19 protein-coding genes and 1 pseudogene are annotated in these 23,367 nt (G+C 52.9%); 11 read left to right on the top strand and 9 right to left on the bottom strand.

From position 1 onward, the window contains the following. Window positions 1–114: 114 nt before the first annotated feature. Window positions 115–510 (bottom strand): RidA family protein, encoded by a 396-nt coding sequence (locus D5398_RS21490; protein ID WP_120509449.1) that lies wholly within the window; start codon window positions 508–510, stop codon window positions 115–117. A 68-nt stretch (window positions 511–578) separates the two neighbouring features. Next, window positions 579–2,009, bottom strand: coding sequence for an N-acyl-D-amino-acid deacylase family protein (locus D5398_RS21495; RefSeq protein ID WP_120509450.1), 1,431 nt, complete (start codon window positions 2,007–2,009; stop codon window positions 579–581). Window positions 2,010–2,210: 201 nt separating this feature from the next. Here D5398_RS21495 and D5398_RS21500 point away from each other — a divergent pair, with 201 nt between their 5' ends. After that, on the top strand, window positions 2,211–3,431 hold the full coding sequence (locus D5398_RS21500) for an amino acid deaminase (protein ID WP_120509451.1): 1,221 nt from the start codon (window positions 2,211–2,213) through the stop codon (window positions 3,429–3,431). Between the two features lie 33 nt (window positions 3,432–3,464). Further along, window positions 3,465–3,770 (top strand): annotated as a pseudogene (locus D5398_RS25680) (IS3 family transposase); the annotation flags it as partial. Window positions 3,771–3,840: 70 nt separating this feature from the next. Here D5398_RS25680 and D5398_RS21510 read toward each other — a convergent pair. Next, window positions 3,841–4,677: an alpha/beta fold hydrolase gene (locus tag D5398_RS21510; RefSeq protein WP_120509453.1), complete on the bottom strand. Its 837-nt coding sequence runs from the start codon at window positions 4,675–4,677 to the stop codon at window positions 3,841–3,843. 139 nt (window positions 4,678–4,816) lie between these two features. Next, window positions 4,817–5,713, bottom strand: coding sequence for a LysR family transcriptional regulator (locus D5398_RS21515; RefSeq protein WP_120509454.1), 897 nt, complete (start codon window positions 5,711–5,713; stop codon window positions 4,817–4,819). Window positions 5,714–5,829: 116 nt separating this feature from the next. On the opposite strand from D5398_RS21515, the gene D5398_RS21520 reads away from it, so the two are divergent. Continuing rightward, window positions 5,830–7,152 (top strand): serine hydrolase domain-containing protein, encoded by a 1,323-nt coding sequence (locus tag D5398_RS21520; RefSeq protein WP_120509455.1) that lies wholly within the window; start codon window positions 5,830–5,832, stop codon window positions 7,150–7,152. Between the two features lie 60 nt (window positions 7,153–7,212). Here D5398_RS21520 and D5398_RS21525 read toward each other — a convergent pair whose 3' ends face one another. The 3 genes from D5398_RS21525 to D5398_RS21535 form a co-directional block, all read right to left on the bottom strand. After that, complete coding sequence (locus tag D5398_RS21525; protein ID WP_120509456.1) at window positions 7,213–8,325, bottom strand: mechanosensitive ion channel family protein; 1,113 nt, start codon at window positions 8,323–8,325, stop codon at window positions 7,213–7,215. A 172-nt stretch (window positions 8,326–8,497) separates the two neighbouring features. After that, window positions 8,498–9,970 (bottom strand): pyridoxal phosphate-dependent decarboxylase family protein, encoded by a 1,473-nt coding sequence (locus tag D5398_RS21530; protein ID WP_120509457.1) that lies wholly within the window; start codon window positions 9,968–9,970, stop codon window positions 8,498–8,500. 18 nt (window positions 9,971–9,988) lie between these two features. Further along, window positions 9,989–11,374 (bottom strand): diaminobutyrate--2-oxoglutarate transaminase, encoded by a 1,386-nt coding sequence (locus D5398_RS21535; RefSeq protein ID WP_120509458.1) that lies wholly within the window; start codon window positions 11,372–11,374, stop codon window positions 9,989–9,991. Between the two features lie 859 nt (window positions 11,375–12,233). Between D5398_RS21535 and D5398_RS21540 the strand changes: the two genes are divergently transcribed. Next, the gene (locus D5398_RS21540; protein ID WP_120509459.1) at window positions 12,234–13,223 is read left to right on the top strand and encodes an aldo/keto reductase; all 990 of its coding nucleotides are present in this window, start codon (window positions 12,234–12,236) and stop codon (window positions 13,221–13,223) included. Between the two features lie 55 nt (window positions 13,224–13,278). On the opposite strand, the gene blaRAHN is transcribed toward D5398_RS21540, so the two are convergent. Then, window positions 13,279–14,166: an RAHN family extended-spectrum class A beta-lactamase gene (blaRAHN, locus tag D5398_RS21545; protein ID WP_120509460.1), complete on the bottom strand. Its 888-nt coding sequence runs from the start codon at window positions 14,164–14,166 to the stop codon at window positions 13,279–13,281. A gap of 125 nt (window positions 14,167–14,291) precedes the next feature. Then, the gene (locus D5398_RS21550) at window positions 14,292–15,959 is read right to left on the bottom strand and encodes a methyl-accepting chemotaxis protein (protein WP_120509461.1); all 1,668 of its coding nucleotides are present in this window, start codon (window positions 15,957–15,959) and stop codon (window positions 14,292–14,294) included. A 511-nt stretch (window positions 15,960–16,470) separates the two neighbouring features. On the opposite strand from D5398_RS21550, the gene fhuE reads away from it, so the two are divergent. From fhuE to pqqE, 7 genes are all read left to right on the top strand, one after another. Continuing rightward, a complete protein-coding gene (gene fhuE / locus D5398_RS21555; protein ID WP_120509462.1) occupies window positions 16,471–18,693 on the top strand; it encodes a ferric-rhodotorulic acid/ferric-coprogen receptor FhuE in 2,223 nt (740 codons plus the stop codon). 234 nt (window positions 18,694–18,927) lie between these two features. Next, window positions 18,928–19,965, top strand: a complete 1,038-nt coding sequence (locus tag D5398_RS21560) for a dipeptidase (RefSeq protein ID WP_120509463.1) — start codon at window positions 18,928–18,930, stop codon at window positions 19,963–19,965. A gap of 170 nt (window positions 19,966–20,135) precedes the next feature. Continuing rightward, window positions 20,136–20,207: a pyrroloquinoline quinone precursor peptide PqqA gene (gene pqqA / locus D5398_RS21565; RefSeq protein ID WP_013578120.1), complete on the top strand. Its 72-nt coding sequence runs from the start codon at window positions 20,136–20,138 to the stop codon at window positions 20,205–20,207. 58 nt (window positions 20,208–20,265) lie between these two features. Then, complete coding sequence (gene pqqB, locus D5398_RS21570; RefSeq protein WP_120509464.1) at window positions 20,266–21,177, top strand: pyrroloquinoline quinone biosynthesis protein PqqB; 912 nt, start codon at window positions 20,266–20,268, stop codon at window positions 21,175–21,177. 12 nt (window positions 21,178–21,189) lie between these two features. Next, on the top strand, window positions 21,190–21,957 hold the full coding sequence (gene pqqC, locus D5398_RS21575) for a pyrroloquinoline-quinone synthase PqqC (RefSeq protein WP_120509465.1): 768 nt from the start codon (window positions 21,190–21,192) through the stop codon (window positions 21,955–21,957). A gap of 26 nt (window positions 21,958–21,983) precedes the next feature. Beyond that, complete coding sequence (gene pqqD, locus D5398_RS21580; protein WP_244216812.1) at window positions 21,984–22,241, top strand: pyrroloquinoline quinone biosynthesis peptide chaperone PqqD; 258 nt, start codon at window positions 21,984–21,986, stop codon at window positions 22,239–22,241. Beyond that, a complete protein-coding gene (gene pqqE / locus D5398_RS21585) occupies window positions 22,228–23,361 on the top strand; it encodes a pyrroloquinoline quinone biosynthesis protein PqqE (RefSeq protein ID WP_415838502.1) in 1,134 nt (377 codons plus the stop codon). Before pqqD ends, pqqE begins: the two co-directional genes overlap by 14 nt. The last annotated feature ends 6 nt before the right edge of the window (window positions 23,362–23,367 follow it).

The raw sequence follows: 23,367 nt of genomic DNA on the forward strand, positions 1-23,367 counted from the left end.
TGAAAAAAGACAAAGAAAGCCCATTGGCACGTTCGTAGCGCACCTGTATTTTTTATAAAACTCTTTTAGTAAGCCGGATGCACGCTGAGGGCATCCGGCCTGATCACGGATTAATTACTTCACGCGTTCAGCGTTATAACAGGTCAGGTCTACTTCCACTTTGCAATCCACCACCAGATCCGCAACACAGCAGACACGGGCCGGAGGATGGGCGGAAAAAAACTCGCTGAACACTTTGTTAAAGGACTGGAAATAACGCGCGTCGGTCAGGAATACCTTCACGTGCACCACGTCCGCCAGGGTGTAGCCAGCGCTCTCCATGATGTCCACGCAGTTTTGGATAGCCAGGCGCGACTGCTCGATAATGCCTCCTTCCACCACTTCGCCATCTTTCATCGGAGTTTGCCCGGAAACATAAAGCCAGCCGCCCGCCTCTACGGCTTTGGCAAACGGCAATGACTGCCCGCCCGTTCCCGTACTCCCGCCCACTCCGTAACGTTTAATACTCATCATTGCTCCTTATGCATACTGTATAAATGCGTGCTCAGGGGACAGCGTCTGGCTCTCCCCGCAAAATTCTACCGGCGTAAAAAACGCCCGGCGCGACCGATAACCTGTTTGTCCTGGCCATAACTCATTACGCCGTTGACCAGCACCGCTTCGATACCCGCCGCAGGCTGCTGGGGATCGCTAAAACTGGCCACATCGCGCACGGTTTGCGGGTCGAACATCACCAGGTCGGCGAAATAGCCCTGTCTGACCAGCCCGCGTTCGGCAAGCTGGAAACGCGCCGCAGACATGCCCGTCATCTTGTGAACCGCCATCGTCAGCGGAAAAAGTTTCTCGTCGCGGCTGTAATGTCCAAGCACCCTGGGAAATGCGCCCCACAGACGCGGATGGGGCATCGGGTCGTTTGGCAGTCCGTCGGAACCCACCATCGTGACCGGATAACTCAGCACGCGCCGGACATCGCGCTCGTCCATGTTGTAGTAAATGGCTCCGGCGGGCATCAGTAATTTTCCAGCTTCGTGAAGTGACATCGACCAGCTTTGCGCAATCTGCTTTAACGACTGCCCGGCCACTTCCGGATGCGGCTCTGACCAGGTGATGACAATTTCAAACTCATCGGTGATTTGTTTGAGATCCAGCGTAGAAGAGCTGGCCGAATACGGATAGCAATCGCAGGAGACATCTTGCGTTTCGCGCACTTTATCGAACAGCTTCAGTGTTTCCACCGTGCGGCCCCAGTTCTTCGCCCCGGCACATTTGTGGTGGGACACCACCACCGGCACCTTGCCGTGACGACCAATGCGAAACGCCTCGTCGAGTGCCTCCAGAATCGGCTCAAACTCGGAACGCAAATGGGTAGTATAGATGCCCTTCTGTGCCGCGAGTTCCTCTGCCAGCGCCATGACTTCTTCCGTCGAAGAGTGAAATGCCGAAGCATATGCCAGGCCGGTGCTCAGCCCCAAAGCGCCCTGCTGCAACGCCAGTTTAAGCTCTGCGCGCATCCCGCTGATTTCTTCTGCCGTCGCGGTGCGTAACAGGTCATCCATATGGTTATTACGCAACGCCGTGTGGCCGATAAGCGTACCGACGTTAATTGCCGGTCTCGCCTGCTCAACGGCCTGAGCGTAAGCGCTCACTGTCGGGTAGATAAAATGCTCCGCCTCACCGAGTAAATTCATCGGGTCTGGCACGCGGCTTTTAATGGTCGCCGTGGCCGCACTGATACCGCAGTTGCCCACAATCACCGTAGTAATGCCCTGACTGATCTTAGGCAGATACTCCGGCAGCCGGATCACATTGATGTCGTCGTGGGTATGGACATCAATAAATCCCGGCGCCAGCACGCGGCCGGTACCGTCGATTTCATGCACAGCCTGGCCACGGATTGCCGGTGCAATTTCAGCGATACGGTCGCCCTGCACCGCAACATCGGCGCGGTATTGTTCCCCTCCGCTGCCATCAATGACCGTAACGTTTCTGAACAGATAATCAAACTTCATGTGTTCCTGCCCTCCATAGTGTTCTGGGTTAAATTTAACCATTTACAAGGACGAAAAACAGTGGAAGACTACACAAAACGCACACCAAAATCTGATACTTTTATTCATAAAATTGATTATTCAAAATAAAAACACCTATTTTTCATTGTATTAAAATTGATATTTATACTGAAAGATTAAAAAACCGAAAGGAATTATGTTATGAAATACCAAGAAAGCAACCTCGTTCCACACAAATCAGCGCTCCTGTTTTCCCCAGCCAACATGCTGAATGAAGACGTCTGCCTGCCCGCCGCTGTGATCAAAAAATCCGCTCTGGAAAATAACATTGAGTGGATGCAACGCTATGCCGATACCCGTGGCGTATCGCTGGCCCCTCATGGCAAAACCACCATGACGCCGTGGATTTTTCAGCAACAGCAGCGTGCTGGTGCCTGGGCCGTTGGCGTGGGCAGCGCCTGGCAGGCCAGTATCGCAATGGTCAGCGGCATGAAGCGGGTTTTGATGGTTAACCAGCTGGTGGGCAAAGCGAATATGCAGCTGATTTCAGCGCTCAAAAATGAATATCAGGACGTCGATTACCTCTGTTGCGTTGACAGCCTTGCCAATGCCAAAACCCTTTCGGCATTTTTCAGCGCACAGAACCAGCAGCTGGATATTTTGATCGAACTGGGCGTACCCGGCGGGCGTTGCGGCTGCCGTACCACCGCGCAAGCCCTGCTGCTGGCAGAAGAGATTTCAGGTTTGCCGGGCTTACATTTACGCGGCCTTGAACTTTACGAAGGGGTGCTGCACGGTGAAAATCCGCAGCCCAAAGTGGAAGCATTGTTACGCGATGCCGCCGCCCTTGCCTGCCAGCTTGAGCGCTATGTCGAAGGGGAATTTATTCTCACGGGCGCAGGATCAGTCTGGTATGACGTGGTGTGTAACGTCTGGCTGGATGCACAAAAACCGACAAACTGCCGCGTGGTGATTCGCCCCGGCTGCTATATCACCCATGACGCAGGCATTTATCAGCAGGCACAAGACGAGCTGATGGCCCGCGACCGCGTGGCCTGCGAATTGGGGGGGGATTTGGTGTCAGCGCTGGAACTGGTTGCAATGGTGCAATCGGTGCCGGAAAGTGGCCGTGCGATTGTGAACTTCGGCAAGCGCGACAGCGCCTTCGATGCAGGTCTGCCGCAACCGGTGGCGCATTATCGTCAGGGTAAAGCACTTCCGTTGACGGCAAAAAGTATCAAAACCACGGGTATTATGGATCAGCACGCGATGCTGGAACTGGCTCCTGAGGCCGACGTGCAGGTGGAGGATATTCTGGTGTTCAGCACCTCTCACCCCTGTCTGACCTTCGACAAATGGAAAGCGCTGCTGCTGGTCGATGAGAATTACAACGTGCTGGAGACACTGGAGACCGCATTCTGACGGCAGCCCATGCTGCCTGTGCATGATCAAAATGTATCCCCGGTTCCTGACCTGTACAACGGTGAAATCATCGCGTATCAGATGAGGCACTATTATAAGCGGCTCAGGGACACCGGCTTGAAACCGAGCCTGTCACGCAAAGGAAACTGTGATGACAATGCGGTGACAGACAGCTTCTCTGGTACGCTGAAAGTGGAATGCCTTTATCTGGAAAGTACCAGTGTATTACGCGTAGCTATTGACGAATATATCGACGATTACCATCACTAATGAATAGAACAGAAATGAAAGGGCCTGAGTCCGGTAGAGTACCGAACCCAGGCCCGTTTAGCCGCCTGATATCAACCGTCCAAATTTATGGGGTCAGTTAACCAGGGCGGGTTTATAAAAAAGCAGCAACACCAGGAAATTAACCGCGGATAAACGCCAGGATATCTGCGTTAATCACGTCAGCGTGAGTGGTGTGCATGCCGTGCGGATAGCCCGGATAAATCTTCAGGGTGCTGTGCGCCAGCAGCTTATCCTGCAAAAGAGCGGCATCTTTATACGGCACAACCTGATCGTCGTCCCCCTGCAAGACCAGCGTCGGCACGGTGATGGCTTTGAGATCTTCCGTCTGGTCCGTTTCTGAAAACGCCTTTATCCCTTCGTAATGTGCATTGGCGCTGCCGATCATCCCCTGACGCCACCAGTTGTTGATGGTGCCTTGTGACACTTGTGCACCCTCGCGGTTAAATCCGTAGAAAGGGCCGGAAGCGACGTCCAGATAAAACTGCGCGCGGTTCGCCGCGAGAGCACGGCGGAAATCATCAAAGACGGCAATCGGCGTGCCTCCGGGATTAGCGTCAGTCTTGACCATCAACGGCGGCACGGCACTGATCAACACCGCTTTTGCCACACGTCCCTGAGGCTGACCATATTTCGCCACATAGCGGGCAACCTGACCGCCACCGGTCGAATGACCGATATGCACGGCATCATGCAAATCAAGATGCTCGGCCACAGCAGAAGCATCTGACGCATAGTGGTCCATATCGTTACCTTCACTGGTTTGATCCGAACGCCCGTGCCCGCGGCGGTCGATGGCAATCACACGAAAGCCTTCGGCCAGGAAGAACAACATCTGATTGTCCCAGTCATCGGCACTCAGCGGCCATCCGTGGTGGAAAACAATGGGTTGCTTGTTTTTTGGACCCCAGTCTTTGAAGAAAATATTAACGCCGTCGTTGGTTTTAACAAATGGCATAGAATGCACTCCTCAGCAGATTATCGGGAAAACGGTACGGTATGCAGGGTGAGGTTTATAAAATTGGGATGCTCAGAAAGCGTAGCAAAGCCTTATGAAATTGCCTGCCGGTGAACCTATTTATCCGGCAGGGAGTCACTCAGCGGTGGAGGGTGTTGCGCCATAATTCGGGGAGCATGCTGATTAGGCTGCCAGTTACTGGCTGTTTTGTCTGACCGGGTTGCCAGATGGCCACCATGGTAATAGTCAGTCCCTGATTACCCACTTCCGTCTCTATGGCCTGCACATCATTCCAGGTGGATGCCTGATAATGCGTGGGTAAAAATCCCCAGCCCAGGCCATTCTCCAGCAAACTACGCAGCGTTGAGCGTTCGTTAACATACAAAGTATGACCGGAAATCTGTAACCGGCGGGCAATCTGTTCATCGTGCTTGTGATGCATGACCAGCTGAGGTTTCAGGGAAAGATTAAGCAATGTCAGCGGACGCTGCTGATGCTGAAACAACCCGCCGGAGGCGTAAAAATCCAGTTCGATATTTCCCAGCGCGCACCATTCCATATCCATGCCCAGCGCACGATTGTTCGCCTGACAAACCGCAATCTGCGCCGTTCCGGCGTTCAGGGCAGCTTCGGCCTCTTCTCTCGACGCGCTCCAGGCGCTGAAGCGGATCCCCTCTTTTGCCATCATCACAATCACCGCGTCTATAAACGCCTGCGAGACGAAAGGATCGTAGACCATAACCAGTTCCTGCTGCTCAGTCTCTGGCAGCGACTGCGCGTAAAACTCAAATGCCTGAGCCTGACGCATCAGCAAATGCGCCTGCCGGTGAAGTTGCTGGCCCTGCTCCGTGAGCACCAGCGTACGCCCCTGACGGATAAACAACGTGTAGCCCAGCGCGTCTTCGAGATAATCAATTAAGTCACGCAGCGTGGTGCGATCTTTACCCAGGGATACTGCGGCTCTGGACAAATTCCCCAGTTCAGCGACACAGGCAAAGGCCTCAATCTGCGAGAAGGAATAACGTAACGCGGACATTTCAGCTCCTTTCGACTACGTTTATGCGGGGGATTTTCCCCCATAAGATGATTTTTTCAAACTGTTTCCCCTCCTTATACTCATGTTTCCCGATACTCTGATGGATAAGCGAAAAAATGAAAACACGGAACAATCCCCTCTTAAAACCCCTGATGCTGGCTGTAGCGATGAGCGCAGCGGTGTCGTTTATGACGCCTGCATTTGCAGGGCAGACACAGGATTGCGGCGGCGTGATGCTCAGCGCCTGTCCGGTGCCTTTCGATAAAACGCTGCCGGATGCTAAAGACATGCTGAACTGGGATCAGGCCGCACGCGTTATTGGTTTTCGGAACGACTACCGCAACTATGCCGGTGATGTGTTCCGTCACGGCAAGGCCACGCCATTTGCACAGGCAGAAAAGCAACTTCAGAATCCAACGTACAGCGTGAACGGTAAAACCTATACCTTGCAGGATTACCTGAAGCGCGAAAATGTCACCGGTATGCTGGTGCTGAAAAACGGCAAAATCGCGTACAAATATCTGGGCGAAGGCAACACTGACCACACATTGTGGACATCACGCTCCGTAGGGAAATCTGTGGTGTCGACGCTGGTGGGGATTGCTGTCAAAGAAGGAAAAATCCGCTCGCTGGATGACGTCATCACCGATTACGAGCCGGATCTGAAAGGCACCGCGTGGGAAGGCGTCACGCTGCGCCAGCTTATCCAGCACACGTCCGGCGTGGCGTGGAATGAGGATTACACCAATCCCGGTTCGGATTTTGCTCATCTGACTCAATGTGAGGCGCAGCCGGGCACCTACGATTGCGTACGTAAAATTATTACCGGATTGAAACGCGCCCATCCGGCGGGTGAATTCTGGTCATATTCTTCCGGCGGTGCATGGCTGCTGGGCGATGTGCTGGAAAAAGCCACCGGCATGCCGCTGGCAAAGTATCTGGAAAAAACGCTCTGGCAGCCTTACGGCATGGCGCAGGATGGCGTCTGGCATTCATATCAGCAGGGGAAACATGACGTCGGTGCGCACGGATTTAACGCGACGCTGGAAGACTGGGGCCGATTCGGTGAGTTTGTGATGAGTGGCGGCCAGTTGCCGGACGGCAAGAAAATCCTGCCTGAAAACTGGCTGACACAGGCATCAGACTGGAACAAGGCGAAGAATTCAGTTTCTGCGGCGCATCCCGACGGGATGTACGGTTATCAGTGGTGGAACAACGCCGTGCCGGTTAATGCCAAAAACGTCACGCCTGCGCCGTCTGAATCGTTAAAAGGTTCGATGTGGGCGCTGGGTATTTATGGTCAGGTGATTATGGTGAATCGCGCGGAAAACCTGGTGATAGTTCAGTGGTCAACGTGGCCGCAGGCAGAACCTGATTTCAGCGCACAGCCACTGGAAGCCTCGCTGATGTACAGCGCTATCGCACAGCAATTGCGATAATCAGATCCATAAGAGAGAGGGTTGCTGCGAAATTATTCGCGGCAACCCTTTATTTTCATCCTACGCCAGTGGTTTTGCGCTGGCGGCTTCCCATTCTCCCGCACCGCTTTTCTCCGGTGTTTTGACAATCATATTAGGCAGCGCCATCTCAATACCGTTTTCCATTAACTTTTCGATAATGCGGATATTAATTTCCTGCTGGATATCCATGTATTTATTGTAATCGGCGGTATTGACGATATGTACCACTTCGATGTTCAGGCGGTCAGTGCCGAAACCCAGAAGATGCGCTCGGTCGAATTTGGTTTCGCCCACATCGATAATAATCTCTTTGACCATCTCACCAATATTACGCAGCTTGTCCGGCGGCGTATTGATGGCGATACCGAAATTAAACACGATGCGGCGGGTCTGCATACGTTTGTAATTATGCAGCGTCTGCTGAAGCAAAATGGCGTTCCCGCAGACAATCTGCTCACCACTCAGGCTGCGGATTCGCGTGGTCTTCAGGCCGATATGTTCCACCGTACCGGCGACGTCATTGAACACCACAAAATCACCAATCTCGAAAGGCTTATCAAAGCCTATCGACAGCGAGGCAAACACATCGCTGAGAATGGTCTGGATAGCCAGCGCGATAGCTATACCGCCGACACCCAGACTGGCCACCAGCGCGGTAATGTTGACGCCGACGTTAGCCAGAATCGATAACAGCATCACCGACCAAACCAACGCGCGGAATATCAGGCCGGTGATCACCAGCGTCACCGGGTTTTTGTTCATGCCCGGCTGTCTCATGATATGTCGCAGCCACGACACCACGCCCTGATCCAGCCAGAGTGCCATTTGCAGCGCCAGAACCAGGAACCACGCGTGACTGATGGTGTTATAGAGATTGTCCGGCAGATTGACGAAACGCAGACTGAACAGGAATGCCGCAAAAAATATCAGCAGATTATTAGTGCGCTCAAGAATATCGCCCAATATGGACCGCATTCTGTTGGTCGCCGGGTGCACTTCTCCCCAGTTTTTAACGCCTTTGCGCACAAACGACAGTAACCAGCTCAGCAGCCAGTAAGTCACCAGCGTGACCACGACCATTGTCGCGACGCCTATCCAGAATGCCGGCGTCATCACCAGCGCGATAAAATTAAAATGTGACAGAAAATTCATCGTCCCTCCCCTTTTCAGCACAAACTACCAGTATAGGAAACGAGGGTCAGCCGGGCGAAAGAATAGGAAAGTTCACAAGCCATCAGGCGTGCGGGGTAAAAAAATACATAAAAAAACCGGCAATACTTTCGTATCACCGGCTTTTTACTGCGGACTCGTGCAGAACTAAAACTTACGCGTTCAGCAGTTGCTGCGCGGTTTTCTCCACCAGCGCCAGCAGGATTTTCACATCTTCCAGCGTCACCGTCGGGTTCAGCAGAGTCAGTTTCAGGCAGGTCACGCCGTTATGCTCGGTCACACCAACATTCGCACGACCGGATTCCAGCAGCGCATCGCCGATTTTCTGGTTCAGCAACGCGATAGCCGCATCGCTGCTGCCTGCCAGTTGCTCAGGACGATAACGGAACAGAACGCTCGCCAGCTGTGGCTTCATCACCAGTTCCAGCGCAGCTTCAGAAGTCACATACTGCGCGACTTCCTGTGCCAGCGTTACACCGTGGTCGATGATCGCGGCATATTGTTTCTGCCCTAACGCTTCAAGACCCATCCACAGTTTCAGTGCATCGAAACGACGGGTGGTTTGCAGGGATTTGGACACCAGATTCGGCACACCAGCAGCTTCGTCGAACTCAGAGTTCAGATAAGCCGCCTGATAGCGCATCAGCTCGTAATGGCGCTCTTCTTTGAGCAGGAACGCGCCGCAGCTGATGGTCTGGAAGAACTGTTTGTGGAAGTCCAGTGTGATGGAATCCACTAACTCGATGCCGTCCAGATAGTCGCGGTATTTTTCGGACAGCAATAATGCACCGCCCCACGCCGCATCCACATGAACCCAAATCTGATGCTCAGCGGCCAGTTCAGCAATGGCTCGCAGCGGGTCGATAGCACCGGCGTCGGTGGTACCGGCGGTGGCAACGATCGCCAGAATCTGATCACCATTCGCCTGAGCCTGTGCGACTTTCTCGCGCAGATCGTTAAGATCCATACGCGCGAACTCGTCGGTTTTCACCAGCGTCACACACTGATAGCCCAGACCGAGCAATGCCATGTTCTTCTGCACGGAGAAGTGCGCGTTTTCAGAACATAACACTTTAATTTTACGCAGATTACCGATCAGACCATCCTGCTGAATGGAATGCCCCTGACGGGCAAAGAAGGCATCACGCGCCAGCATCAGGCCCATCAGATTGCTCTGGGTGCCGCCGCTGGTGAATACGCCCGCGTCGCCAGCCTGATAGCCCACCTGAGTACGCAGCCATTCGATCAGCTTCATCTCAATGATGGTCGCTGACGGGCTTTGGTCCCAGGAGTCCATGCTCTGGTTAGTGGCGTTGATCAGCACTTCCGCCGCCTGGCTGACGACCAGACTCGGGCAGTGCAGATGCGCGACACATTGCGGGTGATGAACAGACAGGCTGTCTTTTAAAAAGTATTCAATGGCGCGTTCAATCGCGGCCTGGTTACCCAGGCCGTTGGGATTGAAGTCCAGTTTGATACGTTCACGCAGCTCAGCAACGGTTTTGCCCTGATACATCTCAGGTTGTTGCAGCCACTGCACAACCGCTTCAGTGCTTTGCGCAATGGCTTGCTGATAGGCTTCAGTGCTTTGCGCTGAACCTGCCAGAATCGGGTTTAACTCGGACATCAGAATCTCTTACTCCGCTCAGACAGGCTTGATGCCAGCCGCTAACAGCGCCTGCTCAAACTTATCGAGGAAAATACCCAGCTCATCGTTGGTGATCAGCAGGGAAGGCAACAGGCGAAGAACGCAACCATTACGGCCACCGCGTTCAAGGATCAGGCCCGCTTCGAAGCATTTTTTCTGCAAAAGGGCAGAAAGCTCGCCGTCAGCCGGGTAGCAACCCATGTGATCCTGCGCTTCGTTTGGCTTCACGATTTCGATACCGATCATCAGACCCAGACCGCGCACGTGACCTATTACCGGATAACGTTTCTGCATGTCAGCCAGTTTGCCTTTCAGCCACTCGCCCTGTGCAGCCACTTTTTCGGCAATTTTTTCTTCTTTGAGGATTTTCAGCGTGGTCAGGCCGGTGGCCATCGCCAGCTGGTTGCCGCGGAAAGTCCCGGTGTGGTGACCCGGAGCCCAGGCGTCGAACTGTTTTTTGATACCCAGCACAGCCAGTGGCAGACCACCGCCGACAGCTTTAGACATCACGATGATGTCCGGCTCAATGCCCGCGTGTTCGAAGGCGAACTGTTTGCCGGTACGGCAGAAGCCCGCCTGAACTTCGTCGAGGATCAGCAGAATGCCGTGTTCCTGAGTCACTTTACGGATGCGCTGCAACCATTCGGCCGGAGCCGGGTTCACGCCGCCTTCGCCCTGAACGGCTTCCAGAATCACAGCCGCAGGTTTGCGAACGCCACTTTCCACGTCGTTGATCAGGTTTTCAAAGTAGTAGGTTAATGCTTTAACGCCAGCGTCACCGCCAATGCCCAGCGGGCAACGGTACTGGTGCGGGTATGGCATAAACTGGACTTCGGGCATCATGCCGTTAACCGCTTCTTTCGGAGACAGGTTACCGGTCACTGCCAGCGTGGCGTGAGTCATACCGTGGTAGCCACCCGAGAAGCTGATGATACCGGTACGGCCAGTGACTTTTTTCGCCAGTTTCATTGCGGCTTCAACCGCATCAGCACCCGACGGGCCGGTGAACTGCAGGCAATATTCTTTGCCCTGTTGTGGCAATAAAGAAAGCAGATATTCGGAGAACTGATCTTTCAACGGTGTTGTCAGATCCAGTGTATGTAACGGCAAGCCGCTGGTAATGACATTTTGGATGCTTTGCAGCACGTCAGGATGATTATGTCCCAGAGCCAGCGTACCCGCGCCTGCCAGGCAATCAAGATATTGATTATTCTCAACATCAGTGATCCACACGCCGTTGGCTTTCGCTATTGCCAGAGGCAATTTACGAGGATAGCTCCGAACATTCGATTCAAATTCAGCTTGTCTCGCCAAATAGGTTTCATTGTTTCCGTTTAATGAATTCGCACCTAAACTGTCAATACGGACTTTATCCGTCATCATATCTCTCCTACAACCGTGGGTTATTAGAACGCCACAATTGAATAAATTTGATTAAGAAAATTACTAGCCTGTGAAAAACGCGGCCAATATATGGCTTTTTTGCCCCCACCTCAATAATTTATTTTGTATAGATTTGTTTATTCTTTTGCATACGAATCAATATGTTGCTGATTTAATGAACGATCGTGCTGAGTTATGCCCATTACGCGGTCATTAATAAAGGCATAAAAAGCACTTCCGGCCTGCTAAACATAGGATAAATACCTATTACAACAGGCTCATAACCCTGTGCTGTCCTGCATGGCAGTCCTTTACAGGTACGGCCAGTTAGACGTGACACTGCACGGGCCAGCATGCCCGTTCAGACGCTTTAGTGAACATAGCTATTATAGCCTTGGGGACAATGCTTAAGCGTTAATAATAATTAAAACGGCAGTAACTGGCTGAATATTGGCCTGATATAAATGTTTAAATATATTACACCGATATAAATTCCACTTAGGGACGAAATAATTCGGACTTTTATTACTACCGTTAATACAAGGTTATTCTGTAAGGATATAACAGCGGAGCACGTTCACAGGCTGCATTGTCAGGAAATACTTTCACTATTTTTCAAATTCTTAACGAGGTTTATCTTTACTGCGAAGCACAGAGATAAGTCGCTCAATACGGATTCATGAATACAATTCATAAACTCTTGCAGATAACACCCTCTAATCTAATGAAAGCTCAGGCGCTATTATTTTCGACACTGACCAGCGGCACTGACCACCTGCAGTGGCGTGTAACGATAAATCCTGAAATCCCATAATCACAAGATGTCAGGATATCAAAAACATCAATCGAGGAAAATCACATGCAAAAACGTCTGCTGGGAAAATCTGGCCTTGAAGTTTCTTCAATCGGTTTAGGCTGCATGGGACTGAGCCACGGTTATGGCCCTGCTACCAATACTAAACAGGCGGTTGAACTGATCCGTGCCGCCGTCGAACGGGGCGTGACTTTCTTTGATACCGCCGAAGTTTACGGCCCTTATCTCAACGAAGAAGTGGTCGGCGAAGCGCTGGCGCCGGTACGGGATAACGTCATTATTGCCACCAAATTTGGTTTCACCTTTGGCGATGACAATAAACAGCAAATCCTAAACAGCCGCCCGGAACATATCCGCGAGGCCGTTGAAGGTTCGCTGAAACGCCTGAAAACTGACGTTATCGACTTGCTTTATCAGCACCGCGTTGATCCGCAAGTACCGATTGAAGACGTCGCCGGTGCGGTGAAAGACCTGATCAGCGAAGGTAAAGTGAAACACTTCGGGCTTTCCGAAGCGGGCGCGCAGACAATCCGGCGTGCGCACGCGGTACAACCGGTGACCGCGCTGCAAAGTGAGTATTCGATGTGGTGGCGTGAACCTGAACAGGAAATTATTCCGACGCTGGAAGAACTGGGCATCGGTTTTGTCCCGTTCAGCCCGTTAGGCAAAGGGTTCCTCACCGGATCTATCACCGCAGATTCGACCTTTGGCAGTGACGATTTCCGCAGTAAGGTTCCGCGATTTTCACCTGAAGCGCTGGCAGCGAACCAGAGTCTGGTGGCGGTGATTCATCAGATTGCGCAGGACAAAATAGTGACACCTGCTCAGATAGCGTTAGCGTGGTTGCTGGCACAGAAGCCGTGGATCGTGCCCATTCCCGGCACGACAAAACTGCATCGTCTGGAAGAAAACCTGGGCGCAGCCGATGTCACGCTTTCAGAAAGCGAACTGCGCACGATAGCCAATGCGCTGGAAACGGTGAAAGTTCAGGGCGACCGTTATCCGGCTGCATTAATGGCGCGCGTCGGGCGTTAAACGGATACAAAAAAGGGTCCTTTCGGACCCTTTTCTTCGCCTGACTAAGCGTCAATCAATAACCCTGCGTCACAATTTTCGCCGCACTGGCGAGCACATCACGACGGGATTTTGCATCCTGCTGAGGCTGGGTGAAATAGGTCACCAGCACCAGCGGCGCTTTGTTTTCCGGCCAGATCACCGCGATATCATTAGTGGTGCCGTAATCGCCGCTGCCGGTTTTATCACCGACAACCCACGTCGCTGGTAATCCTGCGCGGATACTCATCGCACCGGTGGTATTCCCCTTCATCCATTCCACCAGTTGCGCGCGCTGCGGTTCAGCCAGCGCAGAGCCCAGCGTGCCGTGTTGCAGGCTCAGCGCCATCGCACGCGGCGTGCTGGTATCACGGTCATCGCCGGGGATGGCGGTATTCAGCGTCGGTTCGGTGCGATCCAGACGGAAAGTTTTGTCACCCAGCGTGCGCGCATAATCGGTGACTTTCTGTGGTCCGCCAAGGTGCTCGATGAGCTTGTTCATCGCGGCATTATCGCTGTACTGCAAGGCCGCCGCCGCCAGTTCGCCCATCGTCATGCCATCATTGAGATGCTTTTCAGTGATCGGGTTGTAATTCACCAGATCCGATTTTTTCAGTTCGACATGCTGAGTGAGCAGATCCTTCTTCACTTCGCTCTCTTTCAGAATTGCCGACGCTGCCATGAACTTACTGGTGCTGCACATCGCAAATCGTTCATCGGCACGATAAGCGATTTGCGAGTTGTCCGCCGTATCAATCAGCATCACGCCGAGACGTCCGCCGCTCTCTTTTTCCAGCGCCGTCAGTTGTTGCTGAATGGAAGTCATTTTCGTGGCAGTTTGCGCCCATGACGCCGCGCTGAATGCAAGCATTGGCACCACAGCCGCCGCCATCAGCACCGTTTTACGCAGGGTATTTTTCATCATCAAAGCCTTCTCCTTTTTATTGGCGCAGGGATTATCGCAAAAAATGATGAAAAACATAAAAAAACCCGACAAAAGATGTCGGGTTTTGAGAAATGAATCAGACAATGTCAGCGATCATCAGAGGTTCAGAACGTTTCCCATGAGCCTTCGTCAATTTTGCCTGGCAGCGCCATCTGGCGGTTCGGCAATGCCGGAGCCTTAGCCTGTGCCGCCTGACGAACAGCCGCCGTCGCAGAACCGGCGCTGACTTTAAAGATGCTGATGGCCTGCGACAAACGCTCCGCCTGCTCATTAAGCGAATACGCCGCGGACGAGGCTTCCTGCACTAACGCGGCGTTCTGCTGCGTCACTTCGTCCATCTGCGTGATGGCCTTATTAATTTCTTCAATGCCGGTACTCTGCTCGTTACTGGCGATAGCGATTTCGCCCACAATGTCGGTCACGTTTTTCACGCTGGACACCACTTCCGCCATCGTCGAACCGGCTTTCGCGACCAGCTGCGTGCCGTTGTCCACTTTTGCCACCGAATCGTCGATCAACACCTTAATCTCTTTCGCCGCACTCGCTGATCGTTGCGCCAGATTACGCACTTCAGAAGCCACCACCGCAAACCCGCGCCCCTGCTCACCGGCACGCGCGGCTTCTACCGCAGCGTTCAGCGCCAGAATGTTGGTCTGGAACGCGATGCCGTCAATGACGGCAATGATGTCGACAATTTTGCGGGAAGACGCATTGATACCTTCCATCGTGTTGACCACTTCACCCACCACTTCGCCGCCCTGCACTGCCACGCGGGAGGCCTGCGCCGCCAGCTGATTGGCCTGACGCGCGTTATCGGCATTCTGCTTAACCGTCGCCGTCATCTGCTCCATCGCTGAAGCCGTTTCTTCCAGAGAACTGGCCTGCTGTTCAGTACGGGAAGACAAATCCAGATTTCCAGCCGCGATTTCACCCGACGCGCTGTTAATTGCGTTGGTGCCAGCGCGGACTTCGGTCACAATTTTCAGCAGGTTTTCGTTCATGTTTTTCAACCCCTGCATGAGCTGACCGGTCTCATCGTTTGATGTCACCTGAATTTGCGTGGTCAGATCCCCTGCCGCGACGTTTTCCGCCACTTTTACGGCAGTATGCAGCGGACGCGTGATGGAGCGTGTGAGGAAATAACCCAGCGCCGCCGCCACCAGAACCGCCAGCGCGGAGAAAATCAGCGTCAGCTGGATCGCGGTATATCCATCTGCGACGGCTTTCTTTCCTTCAGCCTGCAACTGCTGATCCTGCGAGTTAGCGAACGCTGTCGCCAGATCCAGAAACGCATTTTGCGAGGTCGTCAGTTTACGCAACACATATTCCGTCGCGCCGTCCATATCACCGGCGCGGGTCAGCGCAATCAGCTCATCTTTTGCAGCATCAAACGTATCCCCCGCGTCCTGCAAAGATTTAATCTTTTGCTTGCCTGTTACCGTCGTCTGGATAGCGGCGATTTTATCCATCGCTAAATTAGTGTGTTTAACGGTGTCATCCAGCTGTAAATAACGTTTTTTATTTTGCTCAGGATTTTTGGTATCGATGACAATACCGCGAAGATATTTAATCTGATCGTTCACCCCATCGCGGACGTCAAACGCCAATCGTACTTTGACATAACGGTCGCTGACTATTTGTTCGATACTGCTGTTAATACTGCTTATTTTTGTCACAGCGGTGACACTGACGATAACCAGCAGCAGTATTATCAGACTAAATGCCGCACCCAGACGGGCGCCGACACGCATATTGTTAATCGCTCTAAACATTCTTTCTCCCTTATTTCCTGGCCAATAAATAAATACAACATGGAACAATTCCAAATATTGATAATTGCATAGCGGAATTACTTTCTTATTTCGGGTGAAGAAACACCACCCTCTTAAAATAAAGTGAAATTATTTATCTCAAATTAAATACTGAAATGAGCAAAAAGCATCACAGGATATTTATTGTTCAGAGGGTATATCGGTAAAAATAAGGAGATCTTTAGTAACGGGAGTATTTGGAAAGTGTAAAGAGGAATGACTGTTTTGCTCCCTCCCCGCCTCACCCTTCACAGGGAGAAGAACGGCAGTAAATCCGGATGGCTGTAATATTTATTTACATCGATAAACCCAATGCGTATTATTCTCATTCGCTTTATTAACTGTGGCTATTTCGTCCTTTCCAGCCCTTGTTCCGGGGGATACTGGCGGGATTTGCTCATGCTGATAAAGCCGTATTCATACAAAAATGCAGTGGCTTAAAAATAATAAAACAACCGTGCGGAGAGTATTTATGTCATATTTTTCAGGGAATTACGCCGTCAGATGCGTTAAGGGAAACCATAAAAATAATTCAGGAAAGAAACTTTCACTTTCCGTCATCGCCCTGCTGGTTTCCTCTTCACTGCATAATGCGTATGCAGCAGAAGCCAGCGCAAAAAACACCGCGGAAGACACCGTGGTCGTGACCGGCCAGAACGACACCAGCGCGGCTGATACCGCAGCCACTGATTACAGTGTGCCGGTGACCACCGCCGGCACCAAAATGGCGCTGACTGCGCGCGATATCCCGCAGTCCGTCAGTATTATCAGCAAACAACGCATGCAGGATCAGCAGCTGCAATCGCTGGGTGATGTGCTGCGAAATACCACCGGTATCCAGGAAAGTGTCTCTGACCTTGACCGCCGTACCTACTACGCGCGCGGTTTCCTGATCGACAACTATATGGTTGATGGCATCCCGACGACTTTTGATCCACGCTGGGACATCGGCGATTCCCAGTCCGACACCGCCATTTATGATCGTATCGAAGTCGTCCGCGGCGCGACCGGCCTGATGACCGGTCCGGGTAATCCGTCGGCTTCCGTCAATCAGGTGCGTAAACACGCCGACAGCAAAGAGTTTACCGGCAACGTTTCTGCCAGTTACGGCAGCTGGAACAAACAACGCTATGTGGCGGATTTATCCACCCCGCTGAATGAATCCGGCAGCGTCCGTGGGCGTCTGGTCACCGGTTATCAGGATAAAAACAGCTACGTCGAACGCTACGGCGCGACCAAGAAATTCGTCTACGCCACTGTCGATGCAGACCTGACCGACTCCACCCTGCTTTCTGCCGGATACGAATTCCAGCAAACCAATACCGACAGTCCGACCTGGGGCGGCATGCCGCGCTGGTATCTGGACGGCAGTAAAACCGACTACCGACGTGGTTTTAACTCTGCGCCTGACTGGGCGTACAGCGATAAAGAAACCACTAAGCTCTTCACCACCCTCAAACAATCCTTCGATAACGGCTGGCAGGCAACCCTGAACGGCACACATACCGAATCCCACATCGATTCTAAAATGATGTATATTGACGGGACATTCGACAAAACCACCGGCGTCGGTGAATCCGCCTATGCCGGATATCCGGTTGTCGCAGGGACCGGCTATAACACCGGCAAGCGTAAAGTCGATGGCGTCGATGCCTTTGCCAGCGGCCCGTATCAGCTGTTTGGCCGTCAGCATGAGCTGATGACCGGCGTGAGCTATTCCAGACAGCAGAATACCTATTACAGTTCGTTCGCCAATATTTCGACCGAAGAGCTGGGTAACTTCAATGATTTCAACGGACAGTTCCCGGAAACCAACTGGAGCCCGCGTTCTCTGGCCGAAGACGACACTATCCGTCAAAAATCAGCCTATGTGGCGACGCGTCTGTCACTGGCAGATCCGCTGCATCTGATCGTTGGCGCGCGTTACACCAACTGGAACTCGCACACGCTGACCGATCAGATCGAGAAGAACAACATCACGCCGTATGCCGGTCTGGTGTTTGACATTAACGATACCTTGTCGACTTACGCGAGCTATACCTCGGTGTTCCAGCCGCAGACTTACCGTGATATCAACGGCGCATATCTTTCTCCGGTCATCGGTAAAAACTACGAAGCCGGGGTGAAATCTGACTGGTTTAACAGCCGCCTGACCGCTTCCGTTTCCATCTTCCGCGCGGAACTGGACAACGTCGCGCAGAGTACCGGACGTACGATACCGGGCTCGACCGACACCGCTTATGAAGGGAAGAACGGTACCGTCAGCCGTGGTGTGGAATTTGAAGTGAACGGAGCACTGACCGATAACTGGCAGATGACGTTCGGTGGCACCCGTTACATTGCAGAAGATGAAAACGGTGATGCGGTTAACCCGCAACTGCCGCGCACGCAGCTGAAACTGTTCTCCAGTTACCGTCTTCCGACGTTGCAGGACCTGACCGTCGGAGGTGGCGTGAACTGGCAAACCCACGTGTGGCAGGACGTCCCTGGCCCGAGCGGTAACGGCACCCGTTACGCGGAACAAGGCAGCTACGCGCTGGTCAATCTGTTCAGCCGTTATCAGGTGACGAAACAGCTGGCCGTGCAGGCCAACGTCAACAACCTGTTCGACAAGGAATACGACACCAGCGTGAATCAATATGTGGTTTACGGCGAACCGAGAAATGTGTCGGTGACGGCGAGCTATAGTTTCTGATTTGCTGAGGCCGCAGCAAAAATTCAAAAGCAGAATGTTGTTTCTTTGCTCCTCCCCCTGCGAAGGGGGAGGGACCTGACTGAGATTTGCCTGACCAGCAGACAAAAGGTCAAAGCCGTATTTTTCTTGCACTTCCACATGAAAACAAGTCAGTCAAATTAGATAACATCCACCAAACAAACCATTACATATTCCGCATACATTTTCGTGCTTTTATAAAGTACCATTAACATCATGAACACCATCCCCAATCCCCCTGTCTTTGACGGTCATAACGACCTGTTACTTCGCCTGTGGCTGCACGACGCAGCAGATCCTGCTGCTCTGTTCCTTGATGGCGCGCTGGACGGACATCTTGATCTCCGGCGTTGTCGGCTGGGCGGCTTCGCTGGCGGCTTATTTGCGGTTTTCGTACCACCCGCTTCGTATATGCCGCAACTCAGGCCAAACTCACCGGCTGAACCGCATGACGCTTTAGCTATCACACAGGCGCAGATTTCACTGCTTGAACGCATTGAAATGCAGTCCGCCGGACGGACCAAAATATGCCGTACGGTCGCCGAAATTGAGCATTGTATTGCTCACGGTGTGCTGGCGATGGTGATGCATATTGAGGGGGCTGAAGCGCTGGGCGATGACTTTTCGCGGCTGGAGCTCTGGTATGAAAAAGGGCTGCGCAGCATCGGACCGCTGTGGAATTTACCGAATCAGTTTGGTACCGGCGTGAAAGGCGATTTTCCGGGCTCACCTGATACCGGTGACGGCCTGACGCCCGCCGGGCTTGGGTTACTGCGTGAATGCAACCGCAGAAAGATTCTGTTCGATGTCTCGCACATGAACGAAAAAGCTTTCTGGCAGACGGCGAAATTCAGCGATGCGCCGCTGGTCGCCACGCATTCCAATGTCCATGCGTTATGCCCGCAGCCGCGCAACCTGACCGATAAGCAGCTGGCGGCGATCGCCGAGAGCGATGGCTTTGTCGGCGTGAATTTCGGCACAGCTTTTTTACGTACTGATGGAAAACGAAACGGCGATACGCCAGTCACCGAAATTGTTAAACATCTTGATAACCTTCTTGGTAAACTGGGCGAAGAAAATGTCGGTTTTGGTTCGGATTTCGACGGCATCAATGTGCCGGATGCCCTCGGCGATGTCGCCGGACTGCCCGTTCTGTTGCAGGCCATGTCTGATGCTGGATACGGCAAGACGCTGATCGAAAAAATCGCCTATCGCAACTGGCTGAAAGTATTAAAGCAAACGTGGGGTGAATAGCTTTTCATCCGGCATTTTGCACTAATCCCTGTGGCTTACAGGGCAATATCGGTTTGTGCTCATCGCAACATTTTCTTAGCCAAACCAGCGATATTTGACAATAAGCCGATCACCTGCCGCAATTAAAGCGGCAGTGAACTTAAAACTGTAATCACCAAGAGGACGTTATCATGTGGACTAAACCTTCTTTCGAAGACCTGCGTTTAGGCTTAGAAGTGACTCTGTATATTTCTAACCGCTAAGCCCTTATGCCCACGGCTCGCTGTGGGCATCTTTCCTTCCCTTTCCCCTGGTTCTCACATGCAGATTATCGTACTTGGTTCCGCGGCAGGCGGCGGCTTCCCGCAGTGGAACTGCAATTGCCCCAATTGTCAGGGCGTGCGCAATGGCTCCATGAAAACCTCCGCGCGCACGCAATCTTCCATTGCTGTCAGCGACAACGGCACCGACTGGGTGCTGTGTAACGCCTCGCCGGACATTTGCCACCAGATTGCCGTCACGCCGGAACTGATTAAACACGACGTTTTACGCGGCACTGCGATTGGCTCCATCATCCTGACCGACAGCCAGATTGACCACTGCACCGGCCTGCTGAATTTACGCGAAGGCTGCCCGCATCAGGTTTGGTGTACGCCGGAAGTGCATGAAGACCTCACCACTGGTTTCCCGATTTTCACCATGCTTTCACACTGGAATGGCGGCCTGCAACACCACGCTATCGAGCCGGAGAACAGCTTCTCCGTCGCCGTATGCCCGGATCTGAAATTCACCGCTATTCCGCTGCTGAGCAATGCCCCGCCGTATTCGAAATATCGCGGCAAGCCGCTGCCCGGCCACAATATTGCGCTGTTTATCGAAGACACGAAAACCGGCACCTCGCTGCTGTACGCGCCGGGTCTGGGCGAGCCGGATGACGAGCTGCTGAAGTGGCTCAACAAGGCCGACTGCCTGCTGATTGACGGCACGCTGTGGCAGGACAATGAGCTGGCGACCACCGGCGTCGGCCGTAATACCGGTAAAGACATGGGGCATCTGGCCCTTGCCGAAGAACAGGGGCTGATTGCCCTGCTCTCGTCACTTCCGGCAGAACGCAAAATTCTCATCCATATTAATAATACCAACCCGATCCTTAATGAATCCTCTGCCGAACGGCAGGCGCTGACGCAGCAAAACATTGAAGTCAGCCGGGACGGGATGCGCATCAAACTGTAGGTAAACACGATTATGACAACTTCTTCACAACCAGCGTCACCGATGACGCCGCAGGAATTTGAACAGGCGCTGCGTGCAAAAGGCGCGTTTTATCACATCCATCATCCCTACCATATTGCGATGCATAATGGTCAGGCGACACGCGAGCAAATTCAGGGCTGGGTGGCGAACCGCTTCTATTATCAGACCAGCATTCCGTTGAAAGACGCGGCGATCATGGCCAACTGTCCGGACTCACAGACCCGCCGCAAATGGGTGCAGCGTATTCTCGATCACGACGGGTATGACGGCAGTGACGGCGGTATCGAAGCGTGGCTGCGTCTGGGTGAAGCGGTCGGTTTAGACCGCGACGTGCTGCTTTCAGAAGAAATGGTTTTGCCGGGTGTGCGTTTCGCCGTCGATGCCTACGTCAACTTTGCCCGCCGCGCAGTCTGGCAGGAAGCCGCTTGCAGCTCGCTGACTGAACTGTTCGCTCCGCAAATCCATCTGGCACGTCTTGATACCTGGCCACAGCATTACAAATGGATTGAGGAAGAAGGTTACGGCTATTTCCGCGGACGTCTGAGTCAGGCGAACCGCGATGTTGAGCACGGTTTACAGCTGGCGCTGGAATACTGCGATACCGTCGAAAAACAACAGCGCATGCTGGAAATCCTGCAATTCAAACTCGACATTCTGTGGAGCATGCTCGACTCCATGACCATGGCTTACGAACTGAACCGCCCGCCCTATCACAGCGTGACGCAACAGGCGGTCTGGCACAAAGGACGACTTCTGTGATCACTATTACCGAGCACTACACGCCGATGTTCCGCCGTGGCTACCGCATGCAGTTTGAAAAAACGCAGGAATGCCACGTGATTCTGTATCCGGAAGGGATGGCGAAACTTAACGACAGCGCGACGTTTATTTTGCAGCTGGTCGACGGTGAGCGGACGATTGCCAATATCATTGATGAGCTGAATACACGCTTTCCTGAAGCCGGTGGCGTAAACGACGACGTCAAAGATTTCTTCTCTCAGGCCCATGCACAAAAGTGGATTACCTTTCGTGAACCTGCTTAAACCTGCGGTTAAGCCGCCGTTATGGCTGCTGGCCGAACTGACCTATCGCTGCCCGCTGCAATGCCCGTATTGTTCGAACCCGCTTGATTTCGCAAAACAGGAAAAAGAGCTGACCACCGCGCAGTGGATCAAAGTGTTCGAAGAAGCGCGGGAAATGGGTGCGGTGCAGATTGGTTTCTCCGGCGGCGAACCGCTGGTGCGTAAAGATTTGCCGGAGCTTATCCGCGCGGCCCGTGATCTGGGTTTTTACACCAACCTGATCACGTCCGGGATCGGGCTGACTGAGAAGAAAATCGATGCGTTTGCACAAGCCGGTCTGGATCATATTCAGATCAGTTTTCAGGCCAGCGATGAAGAACTGAATGCCGCGCTGGCGGGCAATGCCAAAGCGTTCCAGCAAAAACTGGCAATGGCCAAAGCGGTGAAAGCACACGGTTATCCGATGGTGCTGAACTTTGTGCTGCATCGCCATAACATCGATCAGATCGACAAAATTATCGACCTGAGCATTGAGCTTGAAGCCGATGACGTCGAACTGGCGACCTGTCAGTTTTACGGCTGGGCACAGCTCAATCGCGAAGGTTTGCTGCCGACCCGTGAGCAGATCGCGCGCGCCGAGGATGTAGTACATCAGTACCGCGAAAAAATGGCCGGAACCGGTAATCTCGCCAATCTGCTGTTTGTGACGCCGGATTATTACGAAGAGCGTCCGAAAGGCTGCATGGGTGGCTGGGGCGCGATTTTCTTAAGCGTCACGCCGGAAGGTATGGCGTTGCCATGCCACAGCGCGCGCCAGCTGCCGGTAGAATTCCCGTCGGTGCTGGAAAATACCTTGCAGGAAATCTGGTACGACTCCTTCGGCTTTAATAAATACCGGGGCTTTGACTGGATGCCGGAACCTTGTCGTTCCTGCTCTGAAAAAGAGAAAGACTTCGGCGGCTGCCGCTGCCAGGCCTTTATGCTGACCGGCAATGCCGATAACGCCGATCCGGTGTGTTCCAAATCTGAACATCACGGCATGATCCTGACCGCACGCGAGCAGGCGAACTGCACCAACATTCAGATCAATCAGCTCCAGTTCCGCAACCGCGCGAACTCTCAGCTGATTTTCAAAGGCTGAAACGCT

Origin of the sequence: Rahnella bruchi (assembly GCF_003614975.1) — a bacterium.
Classification (GTDB): Bacteria; Pseudomonadota; Gammaproteobacteria; order Enterobacterales; family Enterobacteriaceae; genus Rahnella; species Rahnella bruchi.

Excerpts from the sequence above, each read along its gene's own strand:
- D5398_RS21490 (WP_120509449.1), bottom strand. The coding sequence starts at position 510 with ATGAGTATTAAACGTTACGGAGTGGGCGGGAGTACGGGAACGGGCGGG.
- D5398_RS21495 (WP_120509450.1), bottom strand. The coding sequence starts at position 2,009 with ATGAAGTTTGATTATCTGTTCAGAAACGTTACGGTCATTGATGGCAGC.
- D5398_RS21500 (WP_120509451.1), top strand. The coding sequence starts at position 2,211 with ATGAAATACCAAGAAAGCAACCTCGTTCCACACAAATCAGCGCTCCTG.
- D5398_RS21510 (WP_120509453.1), bottom strand. The coding sequence starts at position 4,677 with ATGCCATTTGTTAAAACCAACGACGGCGTTAATATTTTCTTCAAAGAC.
- D5398_RS21515 (WP_120509454.1), bottom strand. The coding sequence starts at position 5,713 with ATGTCCGCGTTACGTTATTCCTTCTCGCAGATTGAGGCCTTTGCCTGT.
- D5398_RS21520 (WP_120509455.1), top strand. The coding sequence starts at position 5,830 with ATGAAAACACGGAACAATCCCCTCTTAAAACCCCTGATGCTGGCTGTA.
- D5398_RS21525 (WP_120509456.1), bottom strand. The coding sequence starts at position 8,325 with ATGAATTTTCTGTCACATTTTAATTTTATCGCGCTGGTGATGACGCCG.
- D5398_RS21530 (WP_120509457.1), bottom strand. The coding sequence starts at position 9,970 with ATGTCCGAGTTAAACCCGATTCTGGCAGGTTCAGCGCAAAGCACTGAA.
- D5398_RS21535 (WP_120509458.1), bottom strand. The coding sequence starts at position 11,374 with ATGATGACGGATAAAGTCCGTATTGACAGTTTAGGTGCGAATTCATTA.
- D5398_RS21540 (WP_120509459.1), top strand. The coding sequence starts at position 12,234 with ATGCAAAAACGTCTGCTGGGAAAATCTGGCCTTGAAGTTTCTTCAATC.
- blaRAHN (WP_120509460.1), bottom strand. The coding sequence starts at position 14,166 with ATGATGAAAAATACCCTGCGTAAAACGGTGCTGATGGCGGCGGCTGTG.
- D5398_RS21550 (WP_120509461.1), bottom strand. The coding sequence starts at position 15,959 with ATGTTTAGAGCGATTAACAATATGCGTGTCGGCGCCCGTCTGGGTGCG.
- fhuE (WP_120509462.1), top strand. The coding sequence starts at position 16,471 with ATGTCATATTTTTCAGGGAATTACGCCGTCAGATGCGTTAAGGGAAAC.
- D5398_RS21560 (WP_120509463.1), top strand. The coding sequence starts at position 18,928 with ATGAACACCATCCCCAATCCCCCTGTCTTTGACGGTCATAACGACCTG.
- pqqB (WP_120509464.1), top strand. The coding sequence starts at position 20,266 with ATGCAGATTATCGTACTTGGTTCCGCGGCAGGCGGCGGCTTCCCGCAG.
- pqqC (WP_120509465.1), top strand. The coding sequence starts at position 21,190 with ATGACAACTTCTTCACAACCAGCGTCACCGATGACGCCGCAGGAATTT.
- pqqD (WP_244216812.1), top strand. The coding sequence starts at position 21,984 with ATGTTCCGCCGTGGCTACCGCATGCAGTTTGAAAAAACGCAGGAATGC.